The following is a 15,232-nucleotide window of genomic DNA, read 5'->3' on the forward strand; positions in this document are numbered from 1 at the left end:
TGTCTGGTGTGGCTAATCATAAAATGTTGCACACCTTAACAATAAGGTGTGTTTTTTATTTAGTTTATTTACACAGAAATGGATAATTCAAAAATAGAGAGTAACATGACAGCTTTGGAAGGGGAATTATCGTGCACAATAAGAAGCAACTGGGTTTTTGGATTTTAACGGCATTTGTAGTCGGCAATATGGTTGGGTCTGGTATTTTTATGTTGCCGCGTACGCTGGCAGAAGTAGCTAGTCCTGCCGGAGTAATTATGGCATGGGGATTAACAGGATTGGGTGTACTAACTATTGCGCTGGTTTTTGGGAATCTGGCTGTTCGTAAGCCACATTTAACAGGTGGCCCTCAGATTTATGCTAAGGAATTGTTCAAGGAAAATTCTTTAGCCTCAAGATTATCCGGGTTTATGTCTACATGGGGATACTGGATTGGTAATTTTGCAGGTAATATTGCCATCATCACTACGTTTGCAGGGTATTTATCTACCTTCTTCCCAAGTTTGACTAGTACGGCTGAATTGTTCAGTATAGGGAATTTTAGTCTAAAAGTTGGCAATGCTTTAACATTCCTTGTCTGCACAATCATGCTCTGGGGCGTTCATTTCTTTATTATGCGAGGCATAGAGAATGCTGGTAAATTAAACTTTGTGGCGACTGCGGCAAAAGTACTTGGATTTGGATTATTCATTGTAATTGGGCTATTTGCCTTTGAACAATCTAATATTGTACCGTTTGCGGAAACTCGTATAATTGATGGTGAGAGTCGGGGATTACTCAGCCAGGTAAATTTTGCTGCCGTCTCAACCTTATGGGCTTTTGTAGGGGTTGAATCTGCTGTTGTATTCGCATCAAGGGCGAAGAGAAAGGCAGATGTAAAGAGAGCGACCATTTTAGGGCTATTGATTGCCCTGGCTATCTATATGGGAATCAGTACACTTGTTATGGGATTATTAACACAGGATGCACTTATCCATTCAGAAAAACCATTAATCGATGCAATTGAAACGGTGCTGGGACCTGTTGGTGGGAAAGCATTGGCGGTCATTGGATTGATCAGTTTATTTGGTTCAACAATTGGCTGGATCTTGTTAAGCGCTGAAATCCCGTATCAGGCAGCAAAACAAGGTTTATTTATCCCTAAGTTTTTACAGGTCAATAAGCGTGGGATTCCTAATTTCTCTATGATTGTTTCAAATGGTTTAGGTCAATTATTTATTTTCTCAACTATTTCAAATTCAATTGCTCATGCATTTGACTTTATTATTTATATCGCGACACTTTCTTATTTAGTGCCATATTTAATTTCCTCCTCATTCCAACTGAAATTAGTTTGGACTGGCGAGACATATAAATCTGATGAAATGCGTTCACGAATTATTGATGGTACCATAGCCATATTGGCGACGGCATATTCCATTTGGGTGATCATCAAAGGAACGGCTGATTTAAAAACATTTATTTTCGGTGTTATCCTTCTGGCAAGCGGAATCCTATTCTATCGTTTACTGCCTAAAAATATGGAGGAAGTTAAACAACACGAGAACTATTATTTGAAAAAATCTTTTTAACTGTAATAAGAAGCAAACCCATTGTTAAAAGTGGGTTTGCTTTTTTTTGGTATTATTTAAAAGTAAAACGGTGTTATGAAAACTGTTATCGGGAGCAATGATAGAGTGTAATCATGTGAGTTTGATAAATTGACATACCCAATAGGGTATATTACGATTAGACTAATCGATGAACTAATGGAGGTCTATTAAAATGAAGATTTTAATTGTTGGCGGTGTGGCAGGCGGAGCATCTGCTGCGGCAAGACTGCGCCGTCTAAGCGAAAAAGATGAAATCATCATGTTTGAAAAAGGTGAATATATTTCATTTGCGAATTGTGGTCTTCCATATTATATAGGAGAAGTTATCCAAAACCGTAATAAACTGCTTGTTCAAACAGTTGAAGGAATGGGGCAACGCTATAATTTAGATATACGTAATTGGACAGAAATTATCAAAATCAATCGGGAGCAGAAGACTGTCATAGCCAGAAAAGCAATGACAGGCGAGGAATATGAGGAATCCTACGATGTGCTAATCCTATCTCCGGGTTCAAAACCGGTTAGGCCAGCCATTCCGGGAATCGATGAGGCTAAATCTGTTTATACGCTTCGGAATGTTCCTGATACGGACCGTATCAAAGAAAAGGTAGATCAGGATAAACCTGAGAAGGCTGTTATCATTGGCGGCGGGTTTATTGGGATTGAAATGGCTGAAAATTTACGGGAGCGCGGTATAGATGTAACAGTTATTGAGATGGGAAATCAGGTGATGGCGCCAATTGATTTGGAGATGGCTCAAATGGTCCACACACATTTGCGGGACAATGGAGTTCATTTAATACTTGAGGATGGTGTATCATCTTTTGAAAAGAATGGTCGTATCATTCGCTTGAAAAGCGGCAAAGAAGTAGAAACGGATATGATACTTTTAGCGATTGGTGTTCAACCTGAAAGTACCATTGCGAAAGATGCCGGCCTCGAGCTTGGGGTTCGGAATGCGATAAAAGTCAATGAGCATCTGCAAACATCAGACCCATCTATTTATGCGGTCGGTGATGTCATTGAAGTAAAGGATTATATTAACGGAACGGATACTTATGTGCCGCTCGCTTGGCCTGCCAATCGTCAAGGGCGTTTAGTAGCGGATCATATTCACGGGAAAGAAAGTGTTTATAACGGTACATTGGGCACTTCCATAGCCAAGGTGTTTGAATTGACCGTTGCTTCAACAGGAAGCAATGAAAAGATGCTGAAGCGTTTAGGTATACCATATGAGGTTGTTCATGTTGCACCAAGCAGCCATGCTGGCTATTATCCAGGTGCTTCCCAATTGCATTTGAAACTGATCTTCGATAAGGAAACGGGGAAAATATACGGAGCGCAGGCAGTTGGAAAGGATGGGGTAGATAAACGTATTGATGTTATCGCGACAGCTATCAAAGGTGGCTTAACTGTATTGGATCTTCCGGATATCGAGATTGCCTATGCTCCTCCATATTCCTCAGCTAAAGATCCTGTAAATATGGCTGGTTACGCAGCAACCAATATTATTGAGGGAATGGTCAGCACAGTGCAATGGCATGAAATTGATGAGATTGTGGAAAACGGAGGTTATTTAATTGATGTCCGCTCACCTGCTGAGGTTGCTAAAGGAGCAATTGCCGGCTCGGTCAATATTCCTGTTGATGAACTGAGAGAGCGATTATCAGAGATACCGACTGATAAAGATTTATATCTTACATGCCAGGTAGGTATGAGGGGTTACTTAGCTACCAGAATACTTGAAGGAAACGGCATTAAAGTTAAGAACCTTGATGGCGGATATAATTTGTATTCTAAGGCATTTCCTAAAGAAAAATAATAGTAAATGAGAGTTGGAGCTCCCTTTATGCGATAGTTTAGATTATCGCATAAAGGGGCTTTTTTGAATTGCTGAGACGGTTTGTGTCATGCTTGATTTAGAGCTTGGCTGGATTCAAGGGGCGATCGGCCGGATTCAAGCTCAGATTGGCTGGATTCGAAGAGGAATCGGCTGTATTAAAGCAGTGAATCGGCCGGAATCTAGCCCGATTCGGCTCGAATCGAAGTCGATACAGACAGTAACCAGCTAGAAATTCAATCAGAATCAATTCATTATAGAGGAATCTGCAAGATACGCCTATAATCGAGTAAAAACAATTAGGGGAGTATAAAAATGCCCGGCTGGATATAACCCAAGCCGGGCGATACTTCTTTATCATTAACTTGCCAATTCAGATTCCTTTGGTTCTTTTACTTTTGACATGGCAAGAAAGCTAATTAAGAGCAGTGAAAATCCAGTGATGAGAGGTATATAAAAAGCTGGTATGTAGTCAAGCAAGACACCGAAAAGAATCATCCCAAGCGGTGAGATTGCAGATGCAATCGTTTCAACTAATCCGAAAATACGACCAAGATAGTGGCTCGGGGTTGTACGCTGTATTAATACATGAATAGGAATATTTACAACCATGACGATGGAACCTATCATTCCAAGGACGATGATGTAGTAACTGACATTGGCAATCACAGAAGTCATTTGGAGCATAGGAGGCAAGCCAATCATAATGACAAGTATTGCTAAACCAATTAAGCCCAATCTAATTTTCTTTAATTTATCTTTCATTTCAGGACGTTGTGAAATGATCAATGATGTGATAAGTGCTCCAACAGATACCATCGAAGCAGCAATTCCGTATGATTGAGAAGAAAAATTCAGTGATGTGTTCAGGATGTAGGGGATTGCAACATTTATACCCGCAAAGAAGAAGTTAATCCAAAGTGATACTTTGAGCAGGGAGAATAAAAAATCGTTTTCTTTTAAATAGGAGAAGCCTTCAGCCAAACTTTTCATGAATTGCGTCTTTTCCTGTTGTGCCGCTTTCTCAGTGTACAGGTTGAAAATAATAAATAATTCAATTATACCGGCAAGTATAAAGGTGATTCCAGTTAGCAGAATGATTTCCTCAATTGCTAAGAACCCGTATAAAATACCAGCTATGATTGGACCGAGTATACCGGCAAGCGATGATGCGGATTGATTTAAAGAGCCAGCCTTTTGTATAGATTTATCCCCAGCCATTGAGGGAATGGTTGAAGATGCAGTCACAGAAAAGAAAGTAGAAAAAATCCCTAGCAGTACTTCTGATGTATATAACAATGCAAGTGAGAGCCCCGAAAAGTGAGAATAGGCAATCATAAAAAACATGAGTATTCCGCTAAGAATTTCCGTCAATATAATGATTGTTTTGCGGTTAAAGCGATCTGCAAGGGTTCCGGCAATTGGTCCAAAAATAATTCTGGGAACAGAGGCAAACACAAGAGCAAGTGCAAAACTTGTACCCGAACCGGTAATTTTTAAAATGTATAATCCGATGGCGAATGAATAGATGCTTGCACCAAATAATGAAATAAATTTTCCAATAAAAAACAATAAAATATTCCTTGCGCTTAATCTCTCTTGTTCTGCTTCGGTATAACGTACACTCATGGGCTTTTCTCCTTTAGTTTAAAAGTTTAATGTCATTAAACTTATTATATAAATACTAATTTTTGGAAGTCAACAAAAAGTTTAAAATAATTAAACTTTAATTTGTGGATCAGAATTATTTACCGTATACTTTCCATAAGGAGGGGATAACCATGCTGGGCAATAAAATTAAAACGTTACGGAAAGCTTTAGGGATGACCCAATCCGAGTTGGCTGGAAATCGATTGACAAAAGGAATGCTGAGCCAAATTGAAAACAGTAAAGCAACCCCATCGATGAGCACACTTGAATATCTTGCTCAACAGCTTGGTTGTGAACCTAGTGATCTTCTGAATGAGAAAGAGGATTATCTACCTTTATTAAATGAGATAAAGAATGATAAAAAACAAGAGAATTATTCAGCTATTTACGATAAATTATCCCATGTGGTTTCTGAAAATATGCCTCAGGGAGTAATGGAGGCGAAGTTATACAGCCTTTATGCGGAAGCAGGCCTTTATTTAGATAAACCAAACATGAAGAAATATATCGAATTGGCAGCCTCCTATTTTAAGATGAATTCTTTATTCTTAGACAGTGCTGAAACATTATGGATTTATCATCAGTATCGTTTGTCTCATGGAAATTGGGATGAATCTTTATCCATTTTGAATGAAATTAGAAAATTCTACTCTGGTAATGGACTTGAAGAAAATACGGTATTTCAATTAAAGCTTTTATTGGATGAAGGAATCGTCTTATTAGCGTTGGAAGAATATAAAACATCCCATACAAGAATGCAGGAAGCCATCGCATTGTCCAAAGAGACGAATGTCTATTATCGTATGGATGATATATACAGGATTGCTTCCAATTATCCGCTTGTGATGAAGGATGATAAGGAGTTTCTTAGATTAATCAGTAAATCTCGTCAATATGCGATTTTTTCGGAAAATAAGATTGCATTGATGATGTTTCCACTTTTATATGCGGTTTATCATAATGAAATAACAAAAGACTACAAAAAAGCTATTCACTACCTAGAAGAATTTGCGATAAATCCGGAAAAGATAGACGAACTTTATTATCTGGAATATGGGAAAGCACTATATGGTCTGGGAGAAATTGATCGAGCTTGGAAAATCTGCTTAAATGTCATCTATCCGGTGCGTTGGTGCATCCAATCGATGTAGGAATGGTACAGTCTGCAGGAATCTATATTGCTCTTTGTTTAAATCAACAGGGCCACAAGGATGAAGCCCTGGAGCAAATTAACAAAACATGTGATTTAATAAAGAATATGCCGAAATCTATTTATTATAAAAGGGCTGTTGAGGTTAAAGAAACATTGCTAAATGATAATGGAACTGTACATTGAAATTATGTGTGGCTGTTCATTCAGTTCCTTTATCCATTTGTTTCAAAGATTTAGGTTAACGTTTGTAAACGCTTCACCTAAATATACAATGTCGTTAGGACACAGTGGTGATAATAATGTTGACAGATGGTAGTGGGCTTTTATTTTATGTTCCAATCCATTCATATCTGGCATTCAAATGTCTATTAAGATTTTCGGTTAGTTTACTTACCCTATTCGGTCATTGCTTCGCAAGAACTCTTCCTATCCCTCTAATATCTCCCTGGTTACTTCCCCTGCACAAGAATAATCTTCTGCAATAATAGTTGCCTGTAAATTTAACCTATTAAACTTCTATGCTGAAACATATAAAATTCTCCATAAAATAGCTCCTAATACAATATGATGATGGGCTTGATACCTTTATGCTGGAAAATATAATTATTTTTCAAGTAAAATAATTATATAAATTATAATGAATATGATCATACCATCAACTGCTTAAAGTGGAGCAAACGATTGATAGAAAAAGGTGGGTTAATGATGAAAAGGTTACGCATCTTTTTAGTGTTTGTAGCGTTATTGATTATATATGAACCGAGTAGTTTCGCAGAATCAACTCTGCAGCAGCAAATTGACCAAACGCCCATTGGAGGAACATTGATTGTTAAAAGCGGTACCTATGAAGATCCGGTTTCCATTAATAAGCCAATGACCATTAAAGGAACAGAAAATACAGTGCTGAGTTATACAGGAGAGGGATCCTTTATAAACATTTCTGGTGAGGGTGTACAAATATCAAATATTGAAATAGAGGCAACACGCCTACCAATTGAGGAATCTGCAATTGTGCTGGCTGGAAATTATCATAAACTTAACAATCTCACAATCAAGTCAGCTGGGACTGGTATTAAACTGGATAAGGCGAATCATGTAAGTGTGCTAGAAAGTTCATTTACAGGGACATCTGAAGGCCATGCTATTAATCTGTGGGAGTCAAATTACAACACGTTCGGTAAAAATTCAATACGGAATGTTCAGGATGGATTTTATGTAGAATACAGCCACCATAATACATTTAAAAATAATAAAATTTGGGATGCCCATTATGGGGTGCATTTAATGTATTCCAATTCCTGTTTGATTGAAGAAAATGAATCATTCAATAACTTTACCGGCGCCATGATTATGGGGGCTGAAGATGCAATGGTACGTAAGAATACATTCACCGAAAATAATGAAAATGTGAATTCTCAGGGTTTGTTACTATATGACTCTAGGAATGTTACGGTTGAAACAAATGAGATTCACAATAACCGGATTGGCATATTTATTGAAAAGGCCAATGTGAATACCGTTAAGGATAACAGGCTGCAATCAAATTTTGTAGGTATTCAGTTTAAAGAATCAGAGAATAATCGAATCTATCAAAATGATTTTCTGGGTAATGTAAATGACGCTCAGGCTATTGAAAGTGAAGGGAATCAATTGGATGGGAACTACTGGGACGCATCAGCGAAAATAGATTCAGACGGAGATGGTATAAGTAATTTAATCTACCGAGCCGATCCTTATTTTCTGGCTTTGACAGAGGAAGTTCCTGAGTATCAACTCTTTTTTCAGGCACCGGGCATGACAATTCTGCAAAAAATGCTGAAAAGTACCGATGAAGAGCTATTAACGGACTCAGGTCCCTTAATGGACCCTATCCAATCAAACAATCAAAACAATCAAGCTGATCTGCCAGTATGGATAGTCAGCGGATTATTGTATATAGGCAGTTTATTTCTATTCATAAAAGGGAGGAAACAACGATGAAACAATCATTATGGAAAATTGCGTTAATCGGAATTGCAGTTATGCTTATGTCTGCTTGCGGTAATGAATCGACTGAGCCAGTGGAAATTGATTCGAAGACTGACACATGCGCAAACTGTAATATGTCGGTTGCGGATAATCAGCATGCAACAGAAATTATCTTAACTGATGGTAAAACATTTGTTTTTGATGATATCGGTTGCATGTTTAATTGGACAGATGAAAACGAGAATAAGGAAATTGAGAAGACCTTTGTACGTGATTATCATTCTAAAGAATGGATAGAATTTGAAAAATCCTATTTCGTATATGGAGAAGAAATCAAGACGCCAATGTCATACAATGTAATTTCTTTTGAAGACCAATCAAGTGCTGAAGAATTTGCTGAAGAATCAGGGGGAAGTTTATTATCCTATGAAGATTTACAAAAACATGATTGGAAACAGCATAAAGAGATGAATCATAAGGAAACGGACAGTCATAGCCATAGTTAACAGGTGAAAAAAACAAGGCAGCCGGCATGGTTGCCTTTTATTTAGATGTCGTCACGGGAGGTAAGAAGAATGTGGAACATATGGAGCTCTGAATGGAGAATGACATCACGGGGCCGTTCGTATTATTCAATCGCCATTCTATGGATTGTTGTCATTTCTCTTTTATTGGCATTGGAGCGGACAAATGGAGCAATCTCAGGATATACAAATATTACGGGAACAGTCGTTAATATTATGTTATATATATTGCCATTATTTATGTTGATTTTTGGCTCTTTTTCAATAGCTAATGAAATGGAAAATGGCCAATGGAGATTATTATGTACGTATCCATTAGATATCGTCTCCTACTTCTTTGGTAAACTTGGAGGCCAGTTTACTGCCCAGGCAGTGTGTTTTTCACTGGCGTATTGGTTGAGTATGGTAATTGGGTTGCTGACTGGGATTGATATTTCGTTAACTTGGATGCTTGTGCTTTTTCTATTTAGTATGCTGTTAATCTTGTTTTTCCTGACACTTGGCCTTTTTATAGGATCATTTGTAAGCACGAAATGGCAGGCACTTACTCTATCTGTTGCAGTCTGGTTTCTTCTTATTATGATATGGCCGACTGCGTTAATTGCTATTTTAGGTGCTTTACCTTATTCAATGATAGGAGTGCTTATGAAAATTGCGATGATCATAAATCCAGCAGAATTCTTACGCTTTTTCTTGGTGATTAGATTGGACGGCGGTTCTATCTTCGGCCAAGCCTATGATGGATTGGTTCCGCTATTTAATGAAGGAATTGTATGGGGTGTACTATTCTTATATGCGTTTGTATTTATTGCTGCGTTAGGCTTTATTGCAATTTGGTATTTAAAAAGGAGAAGAGCACAATGACAGGGTTAGAAGTGACTGATATCTCAAAACACTATAAAACCAATACAGCGTTGCAGCCATTTTCGTTGGCAGTGAAGGAAGGGCAATGTGTTTCTTTATGCGGAGGGAATGGTGCTGGAAAAAGTACTATCCTGAATATTTTGGCCAGTATCTCTTCCCCCTCAGCCGGAACCGTTCTGTTGGATGGGGTCAATATGACTGCACAAAATAAAGAATATGTATCATTGATTGGTTATATGCCTGATGAATTTTATGCTCAGGGCGACATGAATGTGGGAGAGTTTATGTCTTTTTATGCAGCTATCCGAGAGATTTCCAATGAAAGAGTGAGAGAGGTGATTGATCGTTTGGGATTAACCGACAAGCGGAAAGAGCTCGTAAAAAATCTTTCTAAAGGAATGAGACAAAGGTTGTTATTCGGCCAATCGATTTTAGCTGAACCAAGACTTTTAATTATGGACGAGCCGACCAATGGGCTCGATCCTTACTGGATTAATGAATTTATAGAAATGATTAAAAAGCTTAAAGAAGCAGGCACGATTACGATTTTCTCTACTCATATGATGGATGTTGCCGCAGAACTTGCCGACCGGGTGTTATTCATTGAAAAGGGGCAGCTGGCTCAATCACTTGAAAATGATTTTTCTGATATTGATGGTTTTACGAAAGAGCTATCAACCTTGTACAGACAACGAATATAAAAGGGTGGACTGCAGCCGTGCTCTGTAAGACGTACGGTTGAATTATATTTAAGAATAACAATAGGCATGAGTTCGAAAGATTCCGAAACTCATGCCTATTTTACGATCCATTATATATTCTTAGGTTCAGTCACTTCAGCATCTGGAACATCAAGCATATTTAATAAGAAGATAAAAATAGGAATACCTAAAATCAAGCCCCATATTCCAAGGAAATGTTCACCGAACACCAATACCAGGAATGTGAAAAACGTAGGTAAATGAGTTTTGGCCGACATGAATTTAGGATTTAGTACATAACTTTCCAAAGCATGTATGGCTGCTATTAGAATAACTACATACAGTACATGCATTCCTCCACCTATACTATAGGCAATTGTACAAAGAGGAATTAAGGAAATAATAACGCCCGCAACAGGAATAAGTCCCAATAGGAAAATCATAAATGCGAGCCCTAATAGCTGTGGAAATCCTAAGAAATATAGAATAATAGTCGATAATATAGCATTAACAAATGCAATTAAAAATTGAACTTCAATAACTTTACCAAATGAATTTACAAAGATATTACCTAAATACTCTAATTCAGTGAATAAAACGCCCAGTTTGCTTTTCTTGAATGAACCGGTAAATCGTTTGATTTTTTCCTTTTCCAAAAGAAAGAATAAACTTAGCAGCAGAGCTAAAAATAACTGCAGGCTTAATTTACCGATATTCGCAGCATAACTGTACAGTGCCACTGCATTTTCCTCAATTTCAGAAGGTGATACAAATTTCTGCATTGCACTGATCACAACATCGATTGCTGTGTTATCAGGCGGGTGCTTGTAAAAATCTATAATTACTTTTACAAGGTCGGTTATTTGCATGGTAATGACAGGTATGTATTTATAAATAATCATAACCAAAGAGGAAATTATGATTGTGTAGAGCAGGATAATTATTATTTGTGGCTTGACTCGTATTGGACTGATTTTGGATATGGACGATGAAATGATTCTCTCCAAACCGCCCATTAAGAAAATAAAAATAAAAGTGAATAGAACTAAATTCATCATACCTCTAAGGGCATAGAAAATCCCTATCAAAAATAAGATGGTAAGAAAACGGACGAACCCTCTGCTTTTTATAAATTGGTTGAGTGAAAACATAAACCTGTTGTTTCTCCTTTCGGCAGCACCGCATGCTTGATATGTTAATTATATCTGTTAGTAGTACGGTTTATAAGAGGGTTTGGAAATAATTTTTTAAAAATTGGTGGAATATAGGAAATGTTCTATGAATATATGTATAAACTGTTCAGGCATACGTTTCAATATTGTACTTATTGGATAAATAAGTAGATAAATAGAAATGTGCATGGGAGATGAAACGTATGGCGTTATCTGAAAAATCAAAGGGTAAAGTTGCAATCGTAACTGGTGGAGGTTCTGGGATTGGCGCAGCCACAGCTAAGAAGTTTGCGGACAATGGCATTCGTGTCTGTATTATGGACATAAATATTGATAATGCAGAGAAAATAAAGGAAGAAATCACAAATGCAGGAGGAGAAGCCTGTGTTTATGAGGTTGATATCCGTGATGAAGCTCAAATTCGTGAAGGAATTTCACAGGTCATGAATAAGTGGGAAAGGCTTGATATTCTGTTCAGTAACGCTGGTATAAACGGGACCTTGTCTTCTATTGAAGAATTTGAAATTTCGGACTGGAATGAAGTGATTGAAACGAACCTTAGAAGCACATTCTTGTTTGTTAAATATTGCATTCCTCATATGAAAGAGCAAGGTGGCAGCATCATAATCACAAGCTCAATCAATGGAAATAGACGGTTCGCTGGCTTTGGTATGGCAGCCTATAGTACTTCGAAGGCCGGTCAAATTGGATTTATGAAAATGGCGGCCTTAGAGTTGGCCAGATATAAAATCCGAGTTAATGCCATTTGTCCTGGTGCAATTGAAACAAATATAGATAGCAGCACAACTAAGTCTGAAAGTTTAAAGGAAATCGAAATACCTATCGAATATCCTGAAGGAATGCAGCCATTGGCAGATGGACCAGGATCAGCTGAACAGGTAGCAAATTTGGTTTACTTCCTTGCATCTGACGAGTCAAGTCATGTTTCCGGTACCGAAATATATGTCGATGGAACTGAATCATTACTGTAAGTGAGTTTTTTGTATCTTAGTTAACATCTAGTAAGTAAGATAGGGGCATTTGATAAAACATCCTGTAATTATAGTATTAATCATTTAATAGATAGCACTCAAAAGGTAGCCAAGGCAATGGCTATCTTTTTTGTATCTTCAGCAAGGATTTCTTTTAAACACCGTAATGGGATCATATGTTTTGTATCTTCAAATGCCTCCAAAATTTTTGAAGCCAAGTTACTTAGTTCGTTGGAGGTTTTATAATCCTCTGATGATACTACTGCCTCATAAAATAATGACAACGATTCCGGCGGAATTAGTGTTATTCCATTATAAGCTAATCCTGTTTCAGGGCGATGGATTGAATGAAAGTAAGATTTCATGATGGACAATTTTTCTGTTAAACCAATGAGTAAATCTAAAGATAACCAGATTTATTTTCTGTTTTAATTAAGCTGGAGACTTGATTAATTCTTACAATAATTCACTAATTGACATATTCTCTGTCTTTATTCCCATACTATTAATATGAAATGTCGAATACTGTTGCACTTTTAGAAGGAAGGAGAAAATATGGACCCAATAAAACCCTTTGAGCCGATTTCCGCTGAAGTTATACCAATAGGGGAGGAATGGATCTTCCAGGTTAAATGGGATGGTGTGCGGATGTTAGTTTACAAAATAGATGATGAAGTAGAGCTGGTTAATCGTAATTTAAATAATAGAACAAAGCAATATCCGGAGTTTACGGATTTAGGCAGCTATTGTTCTGCATCCTCTGTAATTTTGGATGGCGAAATTATCGCTATGCAAGATGGAAAGCCATCTTTTCATGAGGTAATGAAGCGGGACCGGATGAACCGATCAGAATTGATTCATCTTTCCATAAAGGAACGACCTGTCATCTATATGATTTTTGATATTCTTTACCTGGATGGAAAATGGGTTATTGATGACGAACTTGCAGAACGTCAAAGATTATTGTCATCTATAATTACGCCAACAGAGAATGTACAGGTTGTAGAAAGCTTTTCGAATGGAGAGGCATTATACGAGGCCATCAAGGAGCAGGGATTAGAGGGTATCGTTGCAAAGGATTTGCGTAAACCCTATAGCTTGAATGGGAAAGACGGTCGGTGGCAGAAGGTGAAATTTTATAAAGACCTCATTGCTATAGTTGGGGGATATGTGACAAAGGGGAGTGAACTGCAATCCTTAGTACTGGGATTATATGACTCCTCGGGAGGACTCAAGTATATTGGTCGTGCAGGAAAAGGACGCTATAAGCTGGATGAGTGGAAGGTGATTAAAGAATTTATGGAAAAAGCCTTACAAACTGAAAATCCTTTCACCTCAAAAGTGGGAAATACAAAGCAGTATCACTGGATACAACCCATTTATACAGTGAAGGTCTCTTATCTGGAATGGACAGAATCTATGACATTAAGGCAGCCTTTATTAGAATCATTTGTCGACCGTAATCCAAAGGAATGTTTATTGGAGCTTGAGATATGAGATATACAGGTCTATGTTTTTTAACTAAATATGATAGTGAAAATAAAGTCTGTACAGTGGCAGTTCTTCATGAAGAAAAAATCATTGAGGTTGCTGAAGTAAAAGAAGCATTTACTGATGAAGAGCGCGAGGCAATTTTAGGTATCTTACATCAAACTGGGAAAGGGCAGCAAAAACAAATTTATAAGGTCCCTCCTGGTATTTGTGTACAAGTGGCATACAAGGCAGTAACAAATTATGAATTAAATTCACCGGTCTTTGTAAGCCTGGCAGTGACTGAGAATTGGACAACCTGTACATGGACTAAATTAGTACTGTCCCAATATGAACAGGTAGCCATCACGAATCCAGGGAAAATCATCTGGACAGAGCAATCAGTGACCAAAGAAATGTATTTGGATTACCTTCTTACTGTCGCTGACTTTATGCTGCCCTTTTTAAAGGACAGGCACTTAACAGTTAAAAGATATCCAGAAGGTGTCGATTTACAGGGATTCTATCAGAAATCTACACCTGACTATGCACCTGATTTTGTAAGAACGGATTTGAACCATGATATTAACTATACTGTATGTAATAATATCGAAACTCTTTTATGGCTCGGGAATCAGGCAGCCATTGAATTTCATATTCCCTTTAATGAAATTGAAAAACAAAATCCGGCAGAAATCGTGTTTGATCTTGATCCACCTGAACTGGGCGATTTACGCTTGGCTGTAAAAGCTGCATTGGAAATGAAACAAATACTCGATCAATTTCAGTTAACGGCTTTCGTGAAGTTATCAGGCAGAAAGGGGATTCAAATTCATCTTCCATTGAAGGGAGCTACGATCAGTTATGCAGAAACACGTATATTTACCGAATTCATTGCTCTCTATCTAATTAATCGTTTTCCGGACAATTTTACAATAGAACGAATGAAAAAAAATAGAGCAAATCGTCTCTATATAGACTATATTCAACATGACAAAGACAAGACGATTATCAGTCCGTATTCACCGAGGGAGACAGCGTGCCCCTGCATTGCAGCGCCATTGTTTTGGGATGAAGTAAAGAGCGGGTTGCAGACAGAGCATTACTCAATGAAAACTGTTAAGGATAGGTTAGTAAAGGGAATGAATCCGTTTGAAAATTACTTTACAGTTGATCAATCGAACCAAATGAAAAAAATCATAGATTTTATTAAAAAAGAACATAAATAAAGAACACATTAGCATTAATAATCATTCTAAGACTAATGATTTTTTATGAATTTGGAAATGATATCAAAAAGGAAGGT

At 37.5% G+C, this 15,232-nt stretch carries 14 protein-coding genes; 11 read left to right on the forward strand and 3 right to left on the reverse strand.

Going from position 1 to position 15,232, the window contains the following annotated elements; translation table 11 throughout:
• Positions 1-131 precede the first annotated feature (131 nt).
• Together F7984_RS05705 and cdr are read left to right on the forward strand one after the other, a co-directional pair.
• The gene (locus F7984_RS05705; RefSeq protein ID WP_140461218.1) at positions 132-1,571 is read left to right on the forward strand and encodes an amino acid permease; all 1,440 of its coding nucleotides are present in this window, start codon (positions 132-134) and stop codon (positions 1,569-1,571) included.
• 193 nt (positions 1,572-1,764) lie between these two features.
• Positions 1,765-3,414: a CoA-disulfide reductase gene (cdr, locus tag F7984_RS05710; protein WP_066101056.1), complete on the forward strand. Its 1,650-nt coding sequence runs from the start codon at positions 1,765-1,767 to the stop codon at positions 3,412-3,414.
• A gap of 378 nt (positions 3,415-3,792) precedes the next feature.
• On the opposite strand, the gene F7984_RS05715 is transcribed toward cdr, so the two are convergent.
• A complete protein-coding gene (locus F7984_RS05715) occupies positions 3,793-5,061 on the reverse strand; it encodes an MFS transporter (RefSeq protein WP_066101053.1) in 1,269 nt (422 codons plus the stop codon).
• A gap of 152 nt (positions 5,062-5,213) precedes the next feature.
• Here F7984_RS05715 and F7984_RS05720 point away from each other — a divergent pair, with 152 nt between their 5' ends.
• The 6 genes from F7984_RS05720 to F7984_RS05745 all read left to right on the forward strand — a co-directional run bounded on the left by F7984_RS05720 (position 5,214) and on the right by F7984_RS05745 (position 10,292).
• Entirely contained in the window at positions 5,214-6,233 is a 1,020-nt protein-coding gene (locus tag F7984_RS05720) for a helix-turn-helix domain-containing protein (protein ID WP_151675518.1), read from the forward strand.
• Positions 6,176-6,418: a hypothetical protein gene (locus tag F7984_RS05725; protein WP_151675519.1), complete on the forward strand. Its 243-nt coding sequence runs from the start codon at positions 6,176-6,178 to the stop codon at positions 6,416-6,418. The genes F7984_RS05720 and F7984_RS05725 overlap by 58 nt, the downstream gene beginning before the upstream one ends.
• A gap of 522 nt (positions 6,419-6,940) precedes the next feature.
• Entirely contained in the window at positions 6,941-8,215 is a 1,275-nt protein-coding gene (locus tag F7984_RS05730) for a right-handed parallel beta-helix repeat-containing protein (RefSeq protein ID WP_180349915.1), read from the forward strand.
• Positions 8,212-8,709, forward strand: coding sequence for a nitrous oxide reductase accessory protein NosL (locus F7984_RS05735; protein WP_140461220.1), 498 nt, complete (start codon positions 8,212-8,214; stop codon positions 8,707-8,709). Before F7984_RS05730 ends, F7984_RS05735 begins: the two co-directional genes overlap by 4 nt.
• 69 nt (positions 8,710-8,778) lie before the next feature.
• Positions 8,779-9,591, forward strand: a complete 813-nt coding sequence (locus F7984_RS05740; protein WP_066101040.1) for an ABC transporter permease — start codon at positions 8,779-8,781, stop codon at positions 9,589-9,591.
• Positions 9,588-10,292, forward strand: coding sequence for an ABC transporter ATP-binding protein (locus tag F7984_RS05745; RefSeq protein WP_066101037.1), 705 nt, complete (start codon positions 9,588-9,590; stop codon positions 10,290-10,292). Before F7984_RS05740 ends, F7984_RS05745 begins: the two co-directional genes overlap by 4 nt.
• Before the next feature lie 110 nt (positions 10,293-10,402).
• On the opposite strand, the gene F7984_RS05750 is transcribed toward F7984_RS05745, so the two are convergent.
• Positions 10,403-11,443 (reverse strand): AI-2E family transporter, encoded by a 1,041-nt coding sequence (locus F7984_RS05750; RefSeq protein ID WP_140461221.1) that lies wholly within the window; start codon positions 11,441-11,443, stop codon positions 10,403-10,405.
• Between the two features lie 224 nt (positions 11,444-11,667).
• Between F7984_RS05750 and F7984_RS05755 the strand changes: the two genes are divergently transcribed.
• The gene (locus F7984_RS05755; RefSeq protein ID WP_139891330.1) at positions 11,668-12,456 is read left to right on the forward strand and encodes an SDR family oxidoreductase; all 789 of its coding nucleotides are present in this window, start codon (positions 11,668-11,670) and stop codon (positions 12,454-12,456) included.
• Positions 12,457-12,554: 98 nt separating this feature from the next.
• Here F7984_RS05755 and F7984_RS05760 read toward each other — a convergent pair whose 3' ends face one another.
• On the reverse strand, positions 12,555-12,821 hold the full coding sequence (locus F7984_RS05760) for a hypothetical protein (RefSeq protein ID WP_140461222.1): 267 nt from the start codon (positions 12,819-12,821) through the stop codon (positions 12,555-12,557).
• A 190-nt stretch (positions 12,822-13,011) separates the two neighbouring features.
• On the opposite strand from F7984_RS05760, the gene F7984_RS05765 reads away from it, so the two are divergent.
• Positions 13,012-13,953 carry an ATP-dependent DNA ligase gene (locus tag F7984_RS05765; RefSeq protein WP_066101018.1) on the forward strand — a complete coding sequence of 314 codons (942 nt, stop codon included), beginning with the start codon at positions 13,012-13,014 and terminating at the stop codon, positions 13,951-13,953.
• Positions 13,950-15,155: a non-homologous end-joining DNA ligase gene (ligD, locus tag F7984_RS05770; protein ID WP_140461223.1), complete on the forward strand. Its 1,206-nt coding sequence runs from the start codon at positions 13,950-13,952 to the stop codon at positions 15,153-15,155. The genes F7984_RS05765 and ligD overlap by 4 nt, the downstream gene beginning before the upstream one ends.
• Positions 15,156-15,232 lie beyond the last annotated feature (77 nt).

The organism is Pradoshia sp. D12, from assembly GCF_008935075.1.
GTDB lineage: Bacteria > Bacillota > Bacilli > Bacillales > Pradoshiaceae > Pradoshia.

Bases quoted from the DNA above. Each gene is read 5' to 3' on its own strand.
- cdr (WP_066101056.1), top strand. From the start codon at position 1,765: ATGAAGATTTTAATTGTTGGCGGTGTGGCAGGCGGAGCATCTGCTGCG.
- F7984_RS05715 (WP_066101053.1), bottom strand. From the start codon at position 5,061: ATGAGTGTACGTTATACCGAAGCAGAACAAGAGAGATTAAGCGCAAGG.
- F7984_RS05720 (WP_151675518.1), top strand. From the start codon at position 5,214: ATGCTGGGCAATAAAATTAAAACGTTACGGAAAGCTTTAGGGATGACC.
- F7984_RS05730 (WP_180349915.1), top strand. From the start codon at position 6,941: ATGAAAAGGTTACGCATCTTTTTAGTGTTTGTAGCGTTATTGATTATA.
- F7984_RS05735 (WP_140461220.1), top strand. From the start codon at position 8,212: ATGAAACAATCATTATGGAAAATTGCGTTAATCGGAATTGCAGTTATG.
- F7984_RS05740 (WP_066101040.1), top strand. From the start codon at position 8,779: ATGTGGAACATATGGAGCTCTGAATGGAGAATGACATCACGGGGCCGT.
- F7984_RS05745 (WP_066101037.1), top strand. From the start codon at position 9,588: ATGACAGGGTTAGAAGTGACTGATATCTCAAAACACTATAAAACCAAT.
- F7984_RS05750 (WP_140461221.1), bottom strand. From the start codon at position 11,443: ATGTTTTCACTCAACCAATTTATAAAAAGCAGAGGGTTCGTCCGTTTT.
- F7984_RS05755 (WP_139891330.1), top strand. From the start codon at position 11,668: ATGGCGTTATCTGAAAAATCAAAGGGTAAAGTTGCAATCGTAACTGGT.
- F7984_RS05760 (WP_140461222.1), bottom strand. From the start codon at position 12,821: ATGAAATCTTACTTTCATTCAATCCATCGCCCTGAAACAGGATTAGCT.
- F7984_RS05765 (WP_066101018.1), top strand. From the start codon at position 13,012: ATGGACCCAATAAAACCCTTTGAGCCGATTTCCGCTGAAGTTATACCA.
- ligD (WP_140461223.1), top strand. From the start codon at position 13,950: ATGAGATATACAGGTCTATGTTTTTTAACTAAATATGATAGTGAAAAT.